Here is a 13,149-nt window from a genome sequence, read left to right as displayed (position 1 = left end):
CGCCGTTCGGTGGGAAAGTTACCTCGCATGACGGCTGTCGAACCCACCACCGACGGAACCTACAAGGACCGGATCGCTGCGGTCGAACCCGGTGGCAACGAGTTCATCGCGGAGGCGGACCGGCACGGCAAGCCGAGTCAGCTGTTCTGGACGTGGACGTCGCCCAACATGGAATTCGCGACGGTGTTCGTCGGCATGCTGGCCGTCCTCGCGTTCGGTATGACCTTCTGGCAGGCGGTCGCCGGGATCATCATCGGTACCGGGCTGGGTGCCATCGCCCACTATTTCCTGTCCGCGCGCGGACCGCTGCACGGCGTGCCGCAGATGGTACTGGGACGAATGGCGTTCGGGTTCAAGGGTAATGCGCTGCCCGCGACACTGATGTCGATCACCGCGGGGGTCGGCTGGTTCGCCACCAACAGTGTCAGCGGTGCGTTCGCGTTGTCCACCCTGTTCGGCTTCGGACCGCTGATCGGCCTGATCATCATCGTGGTGCTGCAGACCGCGTTCGCGTTCTTCGGCCACAATCTGGTGCAGGCGTTCGAGCGGTGGTCGTTCCCGGCTCTCGCCATCGTTTTCGGCGCGGCAGCGGTGGGAATTTTCGCGCACGCGGATCTGGGTGCCCCGGCGCCGTCGGGTGGGTTCGGCGGGCTCGGGGGCTTCCTGCTCACCGTCGGCACCGCGTTCGGATACGCGGCCGGCTGGACCCCGTACGCCGCGGACTACACCCGCTATCTGCCCTCGGCGGTGTCCCCTTTCGCGACGGGCTTCTTCGCCTCCACCGGTTTGTTCGTCTCGTGTGTGGTCCTGGAGATCGTCGGGGCGGCGTCGACGACGTTCGGCGCGGCGAGCCTGGGCAACCCGACGGCGTCGTTCACCGCCGAGCTGACGCCGTGGCTGGCCAAGGCGACGCTGTTGGCCATCGCGGTCGGTGCGATCGCTGCCAACGCGCTCAACATCTATTCTGGGGCAATGGCTTTCGTGACCACTGGGATCACGTTGCCGCCACACATCGCGCGGGCGCTGGTGACCGTCTTCTTCGGCGTGGCGGGTTTCCTGATCGCGTGGTGGGCGTTGCCCGATGCCGCGCACAGCTATGAAGCGTTCCTGCTGGTGATCGCCTACTGGATCGGACCCTGGCTGGGTGTGGTCTTCGCCGATCAGTACCTGCGCCGCGGGCAACAGATAGCCGGGTATCTCTACGACCGCTCGTACTCGAACTGGCCGGGGCTGCTGTCGTTCGCACTGGGACTGAGCCTCTCGGTGCTGTTGTTCTCCAACCAGGAGAAGTTCGTCGGCTTCGTCGCCCGGGTGGTGCCGAAGCTCGGTGACATCACCTTCTTCGTCGGCTTCGTGATCGCCGGTGCCGCGTACCTGGTGCTGTGTCGAAAGAAGATCGCCGCGGAATGTGCCGCCGCATGACCCCTGAGCAGATGCTCGACGTCGCGGTCGCCGAAGCGCGAAATGGATTGGCCGAAGGCGGTATTCCGATCGGTGCGGCGCTGTTCCGGGCCGATGGTGAACTCCTGGGCGCCGGTCACAACCGTCGGGTGCAGGACGGTGACCCCTCGGTGCACGCCGAGACCGACGCGTTCCGTGCGGCCGGACGTCAGCGCGGCTACGGCTCGACCATCATGGTGACGACGCTCTCGCCGTGCTGGTATTGCAGCGGCCTGGTGCGGCAGTTCGGCATCGGCGCGGTGGTGATCGGGGAGGCCCGCACGTTCCACGGTGGGCATGACTGGCTGGCCGAACACGGTGTGGCGGTTACGGTTCTGGACGACGAGCGGTGCGTGGCGATGATGACGGAGTTCATCGGCGCCCGGCCCGAATTGTGGGCGGAGGACATCGGCGAATGAGTGCCATTGCGACGGTGGACATCTCCCGCTGGTATGCCGGCGGAGCCGAGGCCGATGCACTGGCTGCCGAAGTCGATGAGGGTCTGCAGCGCGCCGGTTTCATCGTCGTCACCGGCCACGGGGTGGACCAAGGTCTGGCGGCTGCGGTCCGGTCTGCCAGTCGGGAGTTCTTCGCGTTGCCCGACGAGGTGAAGCGGCGGTATTCGGTGCCGGTCGGCGGGCACGGCTGGATCGGCCCGGGCGCCGAGGCCAACGGTTACGCCGAGGGCACTGAGACGCCCCCCGACCTCAAGGAGAGTTTCAGTCTCGGCGCGGAAACCGCGACCGGGGATCCGGAGGTGGACCGAATCTGGTTCGCCCCCAACGTCTGGCCCGCCGAGGTGCCCGCATTACAGACGCTGGTGGATGACTACACCGCCCAGATGCGCAGGCTGTCCGATGATCTGCTGGCCCTGTTCGCGCATGCGCTCGGGTTGCCGGCGAATCCTTTTGCCGCGCTGGCGGATCGGCCGACCTGGACGATGAACATCAACCACTACCCACCGGTGAGCGTGGTCGGTGAACCCGAGCCTGGTCAGTTCCGCATCGGGCCGCACACCGATTTCGGCACCGTCACCGTGCTCGACCGCGAGCCGGGCGCCGGCGGGCTGCAGGTGTATTCCGACGCCGAGGGCTGGCAGGACGCGCCGTGGCAACCCGGCGCGCTGACGGTGAACATCGGTGACCTGCTGGAGTATTGGAGCGGACGACGCTGGCCGTCCGGCCGGCATCGCGTGCTGCCGCCGCAACCGCACGCACCGGAAGAGGACCTGGTGTCGCTGATCTACTTCTACGAGGCCAACCATGATGCGCTGATCACCCCGTTGCAGCCGCCCATCGGGGCGGTGTCCGGGCTGGCGCCGGTGATCTCCGCGGAGTTCATCAAGGAGCGGCTGGACGCCATCACCGTGGGTTGAACACGACGTCAGAACTCGTGCCGGCACTCCCGCAACCGGACCCGGCCGTCGTCCGCCAGAACCCCTTCGGCGCGAAGCCTTTCCAGCTGCCGCGTCGCCAGATGCGGCGCGGGCCGGCCCGAAGCGCCGATCACCCGGTGCCAGGGCAGGTCCGAGGAGTCCGTCCGCATGATCCAGCCGACGATCCGCGGGCTGGAAAGCCCTGCGGCATCGGCGATGTCGCCGTAGGTCGACACCCGGCCGGGCGGAATCGAGGCGACGAGGTCCCGGACCTTCTCCACCTGTTCGTCGGTGACAGCGGCCATGATCAGACCAGGTGACGCCGGATCACGTCGGCGGTTTCGGCGGGCATGGCATGCGGCACCATGTGGTCGCAGTCGAATTCGGTCAGCACGAAGTCGGCGCCCAGGCGCGCCTGTAAGCCGGACACCAGCTCGCCGGTGACGTAGGCCGGGTGGGTCCGCTTCGCCAGGACCAGCGTCGTCGGTGTGCCCTGCTGCGGCAACACGATCGGGCGGGCCAGCTCACTCCAGTACGACATCATGGCGGGCAGGCTGATGCGCCACCCGACGCGCCCGCCCGGCAGTGCGACCAGGTGCTCGTCCAGATCGCGCTCGAGTTCGCCGGGGTACTTCGCCGAGACCTCGCCCCACGAGCCGTTGACCTTCTCGGCATGGGCCTCGTGCCGGTCCGGGTAGTCGGGGGAGCCGAGCATGGCGTCGGCGATCTCGCTCATCCAGCTGCCGTCCAACCCGGTCGCCGGGTCCAGCAGCACCAGGCCCGATACGAGATTCGGTTGGGCGGCAGCGAGATTGAGCGCTATCGCGCCGCCGAACGAATGCGCCACCACGACCACCGGCCCGTCGGCCTCGTCGTGGAGCAGGGCGGCCAGGGCCGCGACGTTCTCGTCGATGTTCCACGGCGCCGCCCATGACGAATGACCATGTCCCAAGAGGTCCGGGGCCAGCACGGCATATTCGGGCAGATACTCGTCCGCCAGTGTCTGCCAGCGCTTTCCGTGGCCGGTCAGGCCGTGCAGGGCCAGGATCTGTGCCGGCCGCGCCGGTCCGTAGCGGTACACCTGCAAGCTCACCCCGTTGATGCTGCCAGACGTACGCCGTCCCGTCGCTGCGCTCGCCCAGTCGGCCGGACTTGTCGTACCCCCGTGGTTGCATTCCTGCCATGGCCGCCCCGCACTCCGCACTCACCGCGCCCGGCTCGGTTAATGCCCTGACCGAGCCCGGGCAGCGTGGTTTCGTGCGGGTGCTGGGCGGCCCCGGAACCGGGAAGACCGAGCTGCTGATCCGCACGGCGGCAACGCATATCGCGGCCGGGACCGATCCGGAGTCGGTGCTCCTGCTCACGGGCTCGGCACGGCTGGGCAGCCGGGTTCGGGGTGCCATCACCTCGGCGCTGCTCGGCGACACCGGCCAGGTCACCCGCGAGCCGCTGGTCCGTACCCTGCACTCCTACGCGTTCGCCGTGCTGCGCCAGGCCGCGCAGCGGGCCGGTGACCCGCCGCCGCGGCTGATCACCAGCGCCGAGCAGGACGGCATCATTCGCGAGCTGCTGGCCGGTGACCTCGAGGACGGCGACGACGCGAGTGTCGACTGGCCGCTGCACCTGCGGCCGGCGTTGGGCACCGCCGGGTTCGCCACCGAGCTGCGGGACCTGTTGGCGCGCTGCACCGAACGCGGCGTCGATCCCGCGGATCTGCGCCGGATCGGCCGCAAGGCCGGCCGCCCGGAGTGGGTCGCCGCGGCCCGGTTCGCGCAGGTCTACGAGCAGGTGATGCTGCTGCGCAGCGCCGTCGGCATGGCGGCCCCGCAGGCGACCGTGCCGGCGCTGGGTGCGGCCGAGCTGGTCGGCGCCGCGCTCGAGGCCTTCGCCGTCGACCCCGCACTGCTGGACGCCGAACGCGCCCGCATCAAGCTGCTGCTCGTCGACGATGCGCAGCACCTGGACCCGCAGGCCGCGCTGCTCGTGCGGGTGCTGGCCGCGGGTGCGCAGCTGACGGTCATCGCCGGTGACCCGAGCCAGACGGTGTTCGGCTACCGCGGCGCCGAGCCGACGCTGCTGTACGCCCCCGAGGACCAGCCGCAGGTGGTGCTGACCGAGTCCTACCGGTGCGCGCCCGCCGTGGCAGGCGCGGTCGCGACCGTCGCGCGGCGGCTGCCCGGCGTCGACGCGTCCCGGGCACTGACACCGGCGGCGACCGACGAGCTCGGCTCGCTGGCGGTGCGTGTCGCGGGGTCGCCGCACGCCGAGTCCGCCCTCATCGCCGACGCATTGCGCCGCGCACACCTGGTCGACGGCGTGCCGTGGTCGCAGATGGCCGTCATCGTGCGATCGGTGCCGCGGGCCGGGACGGCGCTGGCCCGGGCCCTGACGGCGGCTGGGGTTCCGGTGCAGCAGCAGGCCGGCATCGCGCCGCCGGCCCAGCATCCGGCGGTGGGCGCGCTGCTCACGGTGCTCGATTGCGTCGCCGACCAGCTGACCGGCGACCGGGCCCTGGCCCTGCTGACCGGTCCCATCGGCCGGGTCGACCCGGTCTCGCTGCGCCAGTTGCGGCGCGCCCTGCGCCGGGCCGACGACAGTGGCCGCGAGTTCGGTGAGCTGCTCGTCGAGGCGCTGGGCACTGACGGCAAGGATCAGCTTTCCGACCAGCTGGCCCGCCCGGTGCGCCGCGTCCGCGCGGTCCTCGACGCGGCGCACCGGGCGGCAATGGCCGGCCAGGATCCGCGGTTCGTCCTGTGGCAGGCCTGGCACGCCAGTGGGTTGTCCCGCCGGTGGCAGGCCGCGGCCGGGCGCCCGGGTGCGGTCGGGTTGGCGGCCAATGCCGATCTGGATGCCGTCACCGCGCTGTTCGACACCGCCGATCAGTACGTGGCCCGCACCGCGGCCGCGTCGCTCGCCGGCCTGATCGACCACGTCCGTGCCCTGTCCTGGTCGGGGTCGGCCCCCGAACGCGCCGAGGCCGACGAGGTGGCGGTGCTCAGTGCACATGCCGCGCTGGGCCGGGAATGGGAGTTCGTGGTCATCGCGGGCCTGCAGGAAGGATTGTGGCCCAACACCGCTCCGCGCGGGGGCGTGCTCGGAACCCAGCAGTTGCTCGACATCGTCGACGGGGTGGGCGACGTTCGCGGTATGTCGGCCACCGCGCCGCTGCTGGCCGAGGAACGACGGCTGCTGGTCGCCGCATTGGGACGGGCCCGCAACCGGGTGCTGGTGACGGCCGTCGACAGCGACAACGGCGACGAGGCGCTGCTGCCGTCGACCTTCTTCGAGGAGCTGGCGGCCCTGGCCGGCGGCACCGACCCCGGCTCGGACGAACCGCCGGTCCACGCGCCCGCGGTGTTGTCCCCGGCGGCCCTGGTCGGCCGGTTGCGGTCGGTGGTGTGCGCGCCCGATGGCGCGGTCGAGGAGACCGATCGGCTTTGTGCGGCAGCTCAATTGGCGCGGCTGGCCGCAGCCGGTGTGCCGGGTGCCGACCCGGCGCACTGGTACGCCAGCACGGAGCTGTCCACCGCCGAGCCGCTGTGGTCGGGGGATGACCACGTCGTCACGGTGTCGCCGTCGACCGTGCAGACGCTGACCGACTGCCCGCTGCGGTGGATGCTGGAGCGCCACGGCGGCAGCGACGGCCGGGACCTGCGGTCGGCGCTGGGCTCACTGGTGCACGCGCTGGTCGCCGATTCCGGTTCTAGCGAGGCCCAGCTGCGGGGTGAACTCGAAAAAGTCTGGCAGCAGCTGCCTTTCGATTCGAATTGGTATGCCGACAACGAGCTGGAGCGGTACCGCGCCATGCTGGCGACGTTCACGACTTGGCGGCAGGAGAGCCGCGGCGAGCTCACCGAGGTCGGTACCGAGCTCGAGGTCGCCGGCACCATCGTCGATTCGCCGGACGGCCCGCAGGTGCAGGTGAAAGGACGCATCGACCGGCTGGAACGTGACCGCGAGGGCCGCCTGGTCGTGGTGGACGTCAAGACCGGCAAGAGCCCCGCCACCAAGGCCGACGCCCAGCAGCACGCCCAGCTCGCGCTGTATCAGCTGGCCATCGCTGAAGGCGTTGTGCCGCATGGTGATCAGCCTGGCGGCGGCCGGCTGGTGTATCCGGCCAAGCCTGCCAAGACCGGCGCCACCGAACGCGAGCAGGATCCGATGGGGGAGACGGCGCAGGCGCAGTGGCGGCAGCGGGTCACCGAAGCCGCCGCCGCGACGGCCGGTCCGCACTTCGTCGCGCGCGCCGGCGCCGGGTGTGCGACATGCCCGGTGCGGGCCATGTGCCCGGCGCAGGGTACGAAGGGGGCATGCCCGTGACGTACAGCCCCGCCGACCTTGCCGAGGCACTCGGGCTGTTCACCCCGACCGACGAGCAGGCGGCGGTCATCGCCGCGCCGCCGGGACCACTGGTGGTGATCGCCGGCGCCGGTGCCGGGAAGACCGAGACCATGGCCGCGCGCGTGGTGTGGTTGGTGGCCAACGGCTATGCCACGCCGTCGCAGGTGCTGGGACTGACGTTCACCCGAAAAGCCGCCGGACAACTGCTGCGCCGCGTACGCACCCGGCTGGCCCGCCTCGCCGGTTCGGGTCTGCTGCCCGGCGTCTCGCTGGCCGACGAACACGCCACCGTCAGCACCTATCACGCCTTCGCCGGTACGCTGCTCCGCGAGTACGGGCTGCTGCTGCCCATCGAGCCGGCCACCCGGCTGGTCACCGAAACCGAGATGTGGCAGTTGGCTTTTCGCGTGGTGTCCGACTTCCCGGGCCGCCTGGACACCGACAAGTCGCCGGCCGCCGTCACCCAGATGGTGCTGCGTCTGGCGGGCCAACTGTCCGAGCATCTCGTCGACACCGACGCCGTGCGCGACACCCATCACGAGCTCGAACGGCTCATCCACACTCTTCCCGCGGGGCCCGGCCAGCGCGGTGGACCAACCCAGTGGCTGCTGAATCTGCTGGCCACCCAGACCGAGCGGGCCGAACTGGTGCCGCTGATCGATGCGGTGCACCAGCGGATGCGGGACGCACAGGTGATGGACTTCGGCACCCAGATGTCCGCCGCGGCCCGTCTGGCCGAGCAGTTTCCACAGGTCGGTGCGCAACTGCGGGAGCGGTACCGCGTGGTCCTGCTCGACGAGTACCAGGACACCGGACACGCCCAGCGGGTCGCGCTCTCGTCGTTGTTCGGCGGTGGCGTCGACGACGCCCTGGCACTGACAGCGGTGGGTGACCCCATCCAGTCGATCTACGGCTGGCGCGGTGCGTCGGCCACGAACCTGCCCCGGTTCACCACCGACTTCCGCCTGTCGGACGGGTCACCGGCGCCGACCCTGGAACTGCGGACCAGTTGGCGCAACTCGCCGCGCGCGCTCAGGCTGGCCAACGAGGTCTCCGCGGAGGCCCGGCGCCGCAGCGTCAGCGTGCGCGAACTGCTGCCGCGGCCGGGCGCCGAGCCGGGAACCATCCAGTGCGCCTTGCTGGATGATGTTGTCGCCGAACGTGATTGGGTGGCCGACCACCTGGCCCGCCGGTACCACGGTGCCGTGGCGGCGGGTGAGCCGGTGCCGACGGCCGCGGTCCTGGTGCGCCGCAACGCCGACGCCGCGCCGATCGCCGAGGCGCTGACCGCCCGCGGCGTGCCGGTCGAGGTGGTCGGTCTGGCCGGGCTGCTGGCTATTCCCGAGGTCGCCGACGTGGTCGCGATGCTGCGCCTCGTGGCCGAGCCGACCGCCGGCGTCGCCGCGATGCGGGTGCTCACCAGCCCGCGATGGCGGTTCGGCGCCGCGGATCTGGCCGCACTCTGGCGCCGCGCCGCCGAACTCGACGTGCCCGACGCCGCGCGGACGTCCGGGTCGGCCGCCGAGCAGGCCGTCGCACAGGTCGCCCCCGACGCCGACCACGCCTGCCTGGCGGACGCGATCAGCGATCCCGGTCCGGCCGACCGCTATTCACCCGAGGGACATCGTCGGCTGCTGGCGCTGGCTGCCGAATTGAGCCAGCTGCGCGCACACCTGCATCAGCCGCTCCCGGATCTGGTCGCCGAGGTCCGGCGGGTCCTGGGGATCGACGCCGAAACCCGGGCGGCCAGTGGCGTTTCCGAGGGTTGGCGCGGCACCGAGCATCTCGATGCCTTCGCCGATGTGGTCGCGGGATACGCTGCGCGGCCGGCCGGCGACGCCGAGATGTTCGCGCCCATCGCCGGACTGCTGGCGTATCTGACGGCGGCCGCTGAGGTGGAGAACGGGCTGGCGCCGGCGCAGGTGACGGTGGCTTCGGACCGGGTACAGATCCTGACGGTGCACGCGGCCAAGGGACTGGAATGGCAGATCGTCGCGGTTCCGCACCTGGTGGCCCGGGTGTTCCCGTCCACCGCGTCGCAGCGCACCTGGCTGACCGATGCGGGGGACCTGCCGCCGTTGCTGCGCGGCGACCGCGCCGAGCTGTCCGAACACGGGGTGCCCGTACTCGACACCTCCGACGTCTACGACCGGAAGATGTTGGCGGACAAGATCGCCGCGCACAAGGACCTGCTTGCGCAGCGGCGCACCGATGAGGAACGCCGCCTGCTCTACGTGGCCCTCACCCGCGCCGAGGACACCCTGCTGCTGTCCGGGTACCACTGGGGGACGACGGCCGGGAAACCGGCCGGACCGTCCGACTTCCTCATCGAGATACGCGACATCATCGACCGGGCAGCGCAGGAGGGCGACCCCTGCGGCGAGATCGAACAGTGGGCGCCCGCACCCGCCGAGAATGCCGTCAACCCGTTGCGGGACAACGTCGTCGAATGCTCATGGCCCGTCGACCCGGCCGGTTCCCGTCGCGGTGACGTCGACCGGGGTGCGGCGCTGGTGGCCCAGGCACTCACCGCCCGCACCGACGAAACCGTCGACGATCCGCACGGGTGGTCCGCCGACGTGGACGCCCTGCTGGCCGAGCGTGCGCGCGCCCACGAGCGCGGTCCGCTCGACCTGCCGCCGCAGTTGTCGGTGAGCACGCTGGTGGATCTGGGCACCGACCGGTCCGGCGCACTGCAACGGCTGCAGCGGCGGCTGCCTGCCCGGCCGGACCCGCAGGCGCTGCTGGGCACCGCGTTTCACGACTGGGTGCAACGGTACTTCTCCGCCGAGCGGCTGTTCGACCTCGACGACCTGCCCGGTGCGGTCGACGCCGAGCTGGGGCAGGCCGTCGCTGAGGAACTGGCGGATCTGCAGGCCGCGTTCGCGCTGTCCGAGTGGGCGTCCCGCACCCCGACCGACATCGAGGTGCCGTTCGACATGGTGATCGGCGACCGGGTGATCCGCGGCCGGATCGACGCGGTGTTCTCCGACGCCGACGGTGGCTACACCGTCCTGGACTGGAAGACGGGCGATCCGCCGTCGACCCCGGAGGCCATGCGCAACAAGGCGATTCAGCTGGCGGTGTACCGCCTGGCGTGGTCGTCCATCCAGGGTGTGCCCGTGGATTCGGTGCGGGCGGTCTTCCATTACGTGCGCGCGGGGCAGACGGTGGCTCCCACCGACCTGCCCGGCGCCGACGAGCTGGCGGCGCTAGTTCACCTCGGGTGAGTTGCGGTACACCTTGAGCGCCTGGGTCACCATCGGCACCTGCAGCGGCAGCCGGGCCAGTGCCGCGATGCGGGCGGGCCAACCCTTGGACCACCACAGGCGGACCATGTTGACGTTCGCCGGGAACACGCTGACGAACAGCGCGACAGCAGCCAGCGCGCCCAGTTTCCGGGTACGTGGCAGCAGCAGCGCGGCGCCGGTGGCGACTTCGGCGACGCCCGACGCGTAGGTGTAGAACCGCGCCGTGCCGGGCAGTTCCTCCGGGACGATGCCGTCGAAAGGCTTGGGCGCGACGAAATGCAGGGCGCCCATCCCGACGAGCAGCGCGCCCATTCGGTACGCGGGCGCCTGGCTCGGGGTGGTGTTGGCAGTGCTGCTGGGAGCGGTCATGGTTACATAGTGCTGTGCTGAGCCGTCCCGTGGTGAGCCTGTGCCAGATATTGGCTCTTGATGGCTCGCGTTAGGTTGTCGCGGCGCATGGCCGCGATGGAACAGAACCTCACGAGCCGCCAGAACGCGGATCTGGTTGATGTGCTGCAGATTCCGGAAGCGTTCGTCAGTCCCATCCGCCGGATCGTGCGCCGTGTCATCTACGCGCTGCTGGTGCTCGCCGCCGCGGTGCTCGTCGTGTACCTCGACCGGGACGGCTACCGCGACGCCCAGGAGAACGAGATGTCGCTCCTGGACTGCATCTACTACGCGACGGTGTCGCTGTCGACCACCGGCTATGGCGACATCACGCCGCTCACCCCGAGCGCGCGCCTGGTGAACGTCCTGGTGATCACCCCGATGCGCATCGCGTTCCTGATCGTGCTCATCGGTACGACCGTCGAGACGCTGACCACGCAGTCTCGCCAAGCCTTGAAGATTCAGCGATGGAGGAGCACCGTGCGCAACCACACCATCGTCGTCGGATATGGAACCAAGGGCCGCACCGCGGTTCAGGCCATGGTCGGTGACGAGGTCGCACCCGGAGACATCGTCGTCGTCGACGAGAACCCGGCGGCACTGGACCGGGCGCGGGCCGCCGGACTGGTCACCGTCGTCGGCGACGCCACCAAGTCGGAGGTGCTGCGCCTGGCCGGGGCCCAGCACGCCAAGTCGATCGTCGTCGCGACCGACAAGGACGCCACCGCGGTCCTGGTCACGCTGACCGCGCGCGAGGTGGCACCCAAGGCCAAGATCGTCGCCTCGGCCCGGGAGGCCGAGAATCAGCACCTGCTGCGGCAGTCCGGTGCCGACTCGACGGTCGTGTCCTCGGAGACCGCCGGCCGGCTGCTGGGCATTGCGACCCAGACCCCGAGCGTCGTCGAGATGGTCGAGGACCTGCTCACCCCGGATGCCGGCTTCGCGATCTCCGAGCGCGAGGTCGAGGTCAAGGAGCTCGGCGGCTCGCCGCGGCACCTGACGGACATCGTGCTCGGGGTGGTCCGGGACGGACGGCTGCTGCGGGTCGACGCCCCTGAGGTCGACGCCCTGGCGGCCGGGGACCGACTGCTCTACATCCGCAACGCCGAAGTCGAACGGTAGCCGCTGCGATGAGCGATTTCACCCTGCGTAACGTCCCGCTGCTGTCCCGGGTCGGTGCCGACCGGGCCGACACGCTGCGCACCGACGTCGACGCCGCGATCGCCGGTTGGAAGGACGCGCTGCTGCTGCGCGTCGACCGCCGCAACCAGGTGCTGATCTCTGGCGGCCAGGTGGTGCTGGGTCGGGCGGCGGAGCTCGGGGACAAGCCCGACGAGCACGCGGTGTTCCTGGGCCGCATGCCCGACGGCCGGCACGTGTGGGGCGTGCGCGCCGCACTGGAGGACCCCGCCGGCGGGACGGACGCGCCCGTCGAGGTTCTCGACCTGCGCCGCGCGGGGACCATCTTCGACGACATCAGCGCCCAGCTCGTCTCGACGGCGACGGCACTGCTGAACTGGCATGACAGCGCCCGCTTCAGCGCCATCGACGGCGCGCCGACCAAGCCGGTCAAGGGCGGCTGGGCACGGGTCAACAGCATCGGCGGCCACGAGGAATTCCCGCGCATCGATCCGGCGATCATCTGCCTGGTGCACGACGGCCACGACCGCGCGGTGCTGGCCCGGCAGACGAACTGGCCCGAGCGGTTGTTCTCACTGCTGGCCGGGTTCGTCGAAGCCGGCGAGTCGTTCGAGTCCTGCGTGGTCCGCGAGATCTCCGAGGAGATCGGGCTGACCGTCACCGACGTCAAGTACCTGGGCAGTCAGCCCTGGCCGTTCCCGCGCTCGCTGATGGTCGGGTTCCACGCCATCGGCGATCCGGAGCAGCCGTTCTCGTTCAACGACGGCGAGATCGCCGAGGCGGACTGGTTCACCCGCGCCGAGGTGCGCGAGGCCCTCGAGCACGGCGACTGGAACAGCACTGCCGATACCCGCCTGCTGCTGCCCGGCTCCATCTCGATCGCCCGGGAGATCATCGAATCCTGGGCGGCCCAGTGATTTGTGCACGAAAATCCGCGCTCAGCGCGGAAAATCGTGCACAAATCGCTAAGCCAGCTTGGCCTTGACGTCCTTTATGCTGGGGTTGGTCAGCGTGGAGCCGTCGGGGAACTTCACCGTCGGAACCACGTGGTTGCCGTTGTTGACCGAACCGACGAACTCGGCGGCGGCCGGGTCCTGCTCGATGTCGATCTCGGTGTAGGAGATGCCTTCGGCCTTCAGCGCGGTCTTGAGCCGCTTGCAGTAGCCGCACCAGGTCGTGCTGTACATGATGAGTGCACTCATAACGCGACTCAAC

Annotated in this window: 11 protein-coding genes; 7 read left to right on the top strand and 4 right to left on the bottom strand. The window is 70.3% G+C overall.

From position 1 onward, the window contains the following. The first annotated feature begins 27 nt into the window (after positions 1-27). The 3 genes from ACJEIK_RS20170 to ACJEIK_RS20160 are packed head-to-tail and all read left to right on the top strand — an operon-like array spanning position 28 to position 2,815. Entirely contained in the window at positions 28-1,422 is a 1,395-nt protein-coding gene (locus ACJEIK_RS20170) for a cytosine permease (protein ID WP_293019007.1), read from the top strand. Beyond that, entirely contained in the window at positions 1,419-1,859 is a 441-nt protein-coding gene (locus ACJEIK_RS20165) for a nucleoside deaminase (RefSeq protein WP_226519129.1), read from the top strand. The genes ACJEIK_RS20170 and ACJEIK_RS20165 overlap by 4 nt, the downstream gene beginning before the upstream one ends. Beyond that, positions 1,856-2,815: an isopenicillin N synthase family dioxygenase gene (locus ACJEIK_RS20160; protein WP_409430191.1), complete on the top strand. Its 960-nt coding sequence runs from the start codon at positions 1,856-1,858 to the stop codon at positions 2,813-2,815. The genes ACJEIK_RS20165 and ACJEIK_RS20160 overlap by 4 nt, the downstream gene beginning before the upstream one ends. An 8-nt stretch (positions 2,816-2,823) precedes the next feature. On the opposite strand, the gene ACJEIK_RS20155 is transcribed toward ACJEIK_RS20160, so the two are convergent. Both ACJEIK_RS20155 and ACJEIK_RS20150 read right to left on the bottom strand, forming a co-directional pair. Beyond that, on the bottom strand, positions 2,824-3,120 hold the full coding sequence (locus tag ACJEIK_RS20155; RefSeq protein WP_409430190.1) for an MGMT family protein: 297 nt from the start codon (positions 3,118-3,120) through the stop codon (positions 2,824-2,826). Between the two features lie 2 nt (positions 3,121-3,122). After that, positions 3,123-3,908: an alpha/beta fold hydrolase gene (locus tag ACJEIK_RS20150; protein WP_409430189.1), complete on the bottom strand. Its 786-nt coding sequence runs from the start codon at positions 3,906-3,908 to the stop codon at positions 3,123-3,125. 89 nt (positions 3,909-3,997) lie between these two features. Between ACJEIK_RS20150 and ACJEIK_RS20145 the strand changes: the two genes are divergently transcribed. Both ACJEIK_RS20145 and ACJEIK_RS20140 read left to right on the top strand, forming a co-directional pair. Next, on the top strand, positions 3,998-7,135 hold the full coding sequence (locus tag ACJEIK_RS20145) for an ATP-dependent helicase (RefSeq protein ID WP_409430188.1): 3,138 nt from the start codon (positions 3,998-4,000) through the stop codon (positions 7,133-7,135). After that, positions 7,126-10,386, top strand: coding sequence for an ATP-dependent helicase (locus ACJEIK_RS20140; protein ID WP_409430187.1), 3,261 nt, complete (start codon positions 7,126-7,128; stop codon positions 10,384-10,386). The genes ACJEIK_RS20145 and ACJEIK_RS20140 overlap by 10 nt, the downstream gene beginning before the upstream one ends. On the opposite strand, the gene ACJEIK_RS20135 is transcribed toward ACJEIK_RS20140, so the two are convergent. Beyond that, positions 10,369-10,776 carry a hypothetical protein gene (locus ACJEIK_RS20135; RefSeq protein ID WP_409430186.1) on the bottom strand — a complete coding sequence of 136 codons (408 nt, stop codon included), beginning with the start codon at positions 10,774-10,776 and terminating at the stop codon, positions 10,369-10,371. The two genes, ACJEIK_RS20140 and ACJEIK_RS20135, sit on opposite strands and share 18 nt — an antisense overlap. 60 nt (positions 10,777-10,836) lie before the next feature. Between ACJEIK_RS20135 and ACJEIK_RS20130 the strand changes: the two genes are divergently transcribed. Together ACJEIK_RS20130 and nudC are read left to right on the top strand one after the other, a co-directional pair. After that, positions 10,837-11,916: a TrkA family potassium uptake protein gene (locus ACJEIK_RS20130; RefSeq protein ID WP_029105580.1), complete on the top strand. Its 1,080-nt coding sequence runs from the start codon at positions 10,837-10,839 to the stop codon at positions 11,914-11,916. Positions 11,917-11,924: 8 nt separating this feature from the next. Next, a complete protein-coding gene (gene nudC, locus ACJEIK_RS20125) occupies positions 11,925-12,851 on the top strand; it encodes an NAD(+) diphosphatase (RefSeq protein ID WP_293024217.1) in 927 nt (308 codons plus the stop codon). Positions 12,852-12,899: 48 nt separating this feature from the next. On the opposite strand, the gene mrx1 is transcribed toward nudC, so the two are convergent. Further along, positions 12,900-13,136 (bottom strand): mycoredoxin Mrx1, encoded by a 237-nt coding sequence (gene mrx1, locus ACJEIK_RS20120; RefSeq protein ID WP_293024214.1) that lies wholly within the window; start codon positions 13,134-13,136, stop codon positions 12,900-12,902. Positions 13,137-13,149 lie beyond the last annotated feature (13 nt).

This window comes from Mycobacterium sp. SMC-16 (assembly GCF_046250085.1).
Taxonomy (GTDB): Bacteria; Actinomycetota; Actinomycetes; order Mycobacteriales; family Mycobacteriaceae; genus Mycobacterium; species Mycobacterium phocaicum.
This window is presented reverse-complemented; position numbering and strand designations above follow the sequence as displayed.

Excerpts from the sequence above, each read along its gene's own strand:
- ACJEIK_RS20170 (WP_293019007.1), top strand. The coding sequence starts at position 28 with ATGACGGCTGTCGAACCCACCACCGACGGAACCTACAAGGACCGGATC.
- ACJEIK_RS20165 (WP_226519129.1), top strand. The coding sequence starts at position 1,419 with ATGACCCCTGAGCAGATGCTCGACGTCGCGGTCGCCGAAGCGCGAAAT.
- ACJEIK_RS20160 (WP_409430191.1), top strand. The coding sequence starts at position 1,856 with ATGAGTGCCATTGCGACGGTGGACATCTCCCGCTGGTATGCCGGCGGA.
- ACJEIK_RS20155 (WP_409430190.1), bottom strand. The coding sequence starts at position 3,120 with ATGGCCGCTGTCACCGACGAACAGGTGGAGAAGGTCCGGGACCTCGTC.
- ACJEIK_RS20145 (WP_409430188.1), top strand. The coding sequence starts at position 3,998 with ATGGCCGCCCCGCACTCCGCACTCACCGCGCCCGGCTCGGTTAATGCC.
- ACJEIK_RS20140 (WP_409430187.1), top strand. The coding sequence starts at position 7,126 with ATGCCCGTGACGTACAGCCCCGCCGACCTTGCCGAGGCACTCGGGCTG.
- ACJEIK_RS20135 (WP_409430186.1), bottom strand. The coding sequence starts at position 10,776 with ATGACCGCTCCCAGCAGCACTGCCAACACCACCCCGAGCCAGGCGCCC.
- ACJEIK_RS20130 (WP_029105580.1), top strand. The coding sequence starts at position 10,837 with ATGGCTCGCGTTAGGTTGTCGCGGCGCATGGCCGCGATGGAACAGAAC.
- nudC (WP_293024217.1), top strand. The coding sequence starts at position 11,925 with ATGAGCGATTTCACCCTGCGTAACGTCCCGCTGCTGTCCCGGGTCGGT.
- mrx1 (WP_293024214.1), bottom strand. The coding sequence starts at position 13,136 with ATGAGTGCACTCATCATGTACAGCACGACCTGGTGCGGCTACTGCAAG.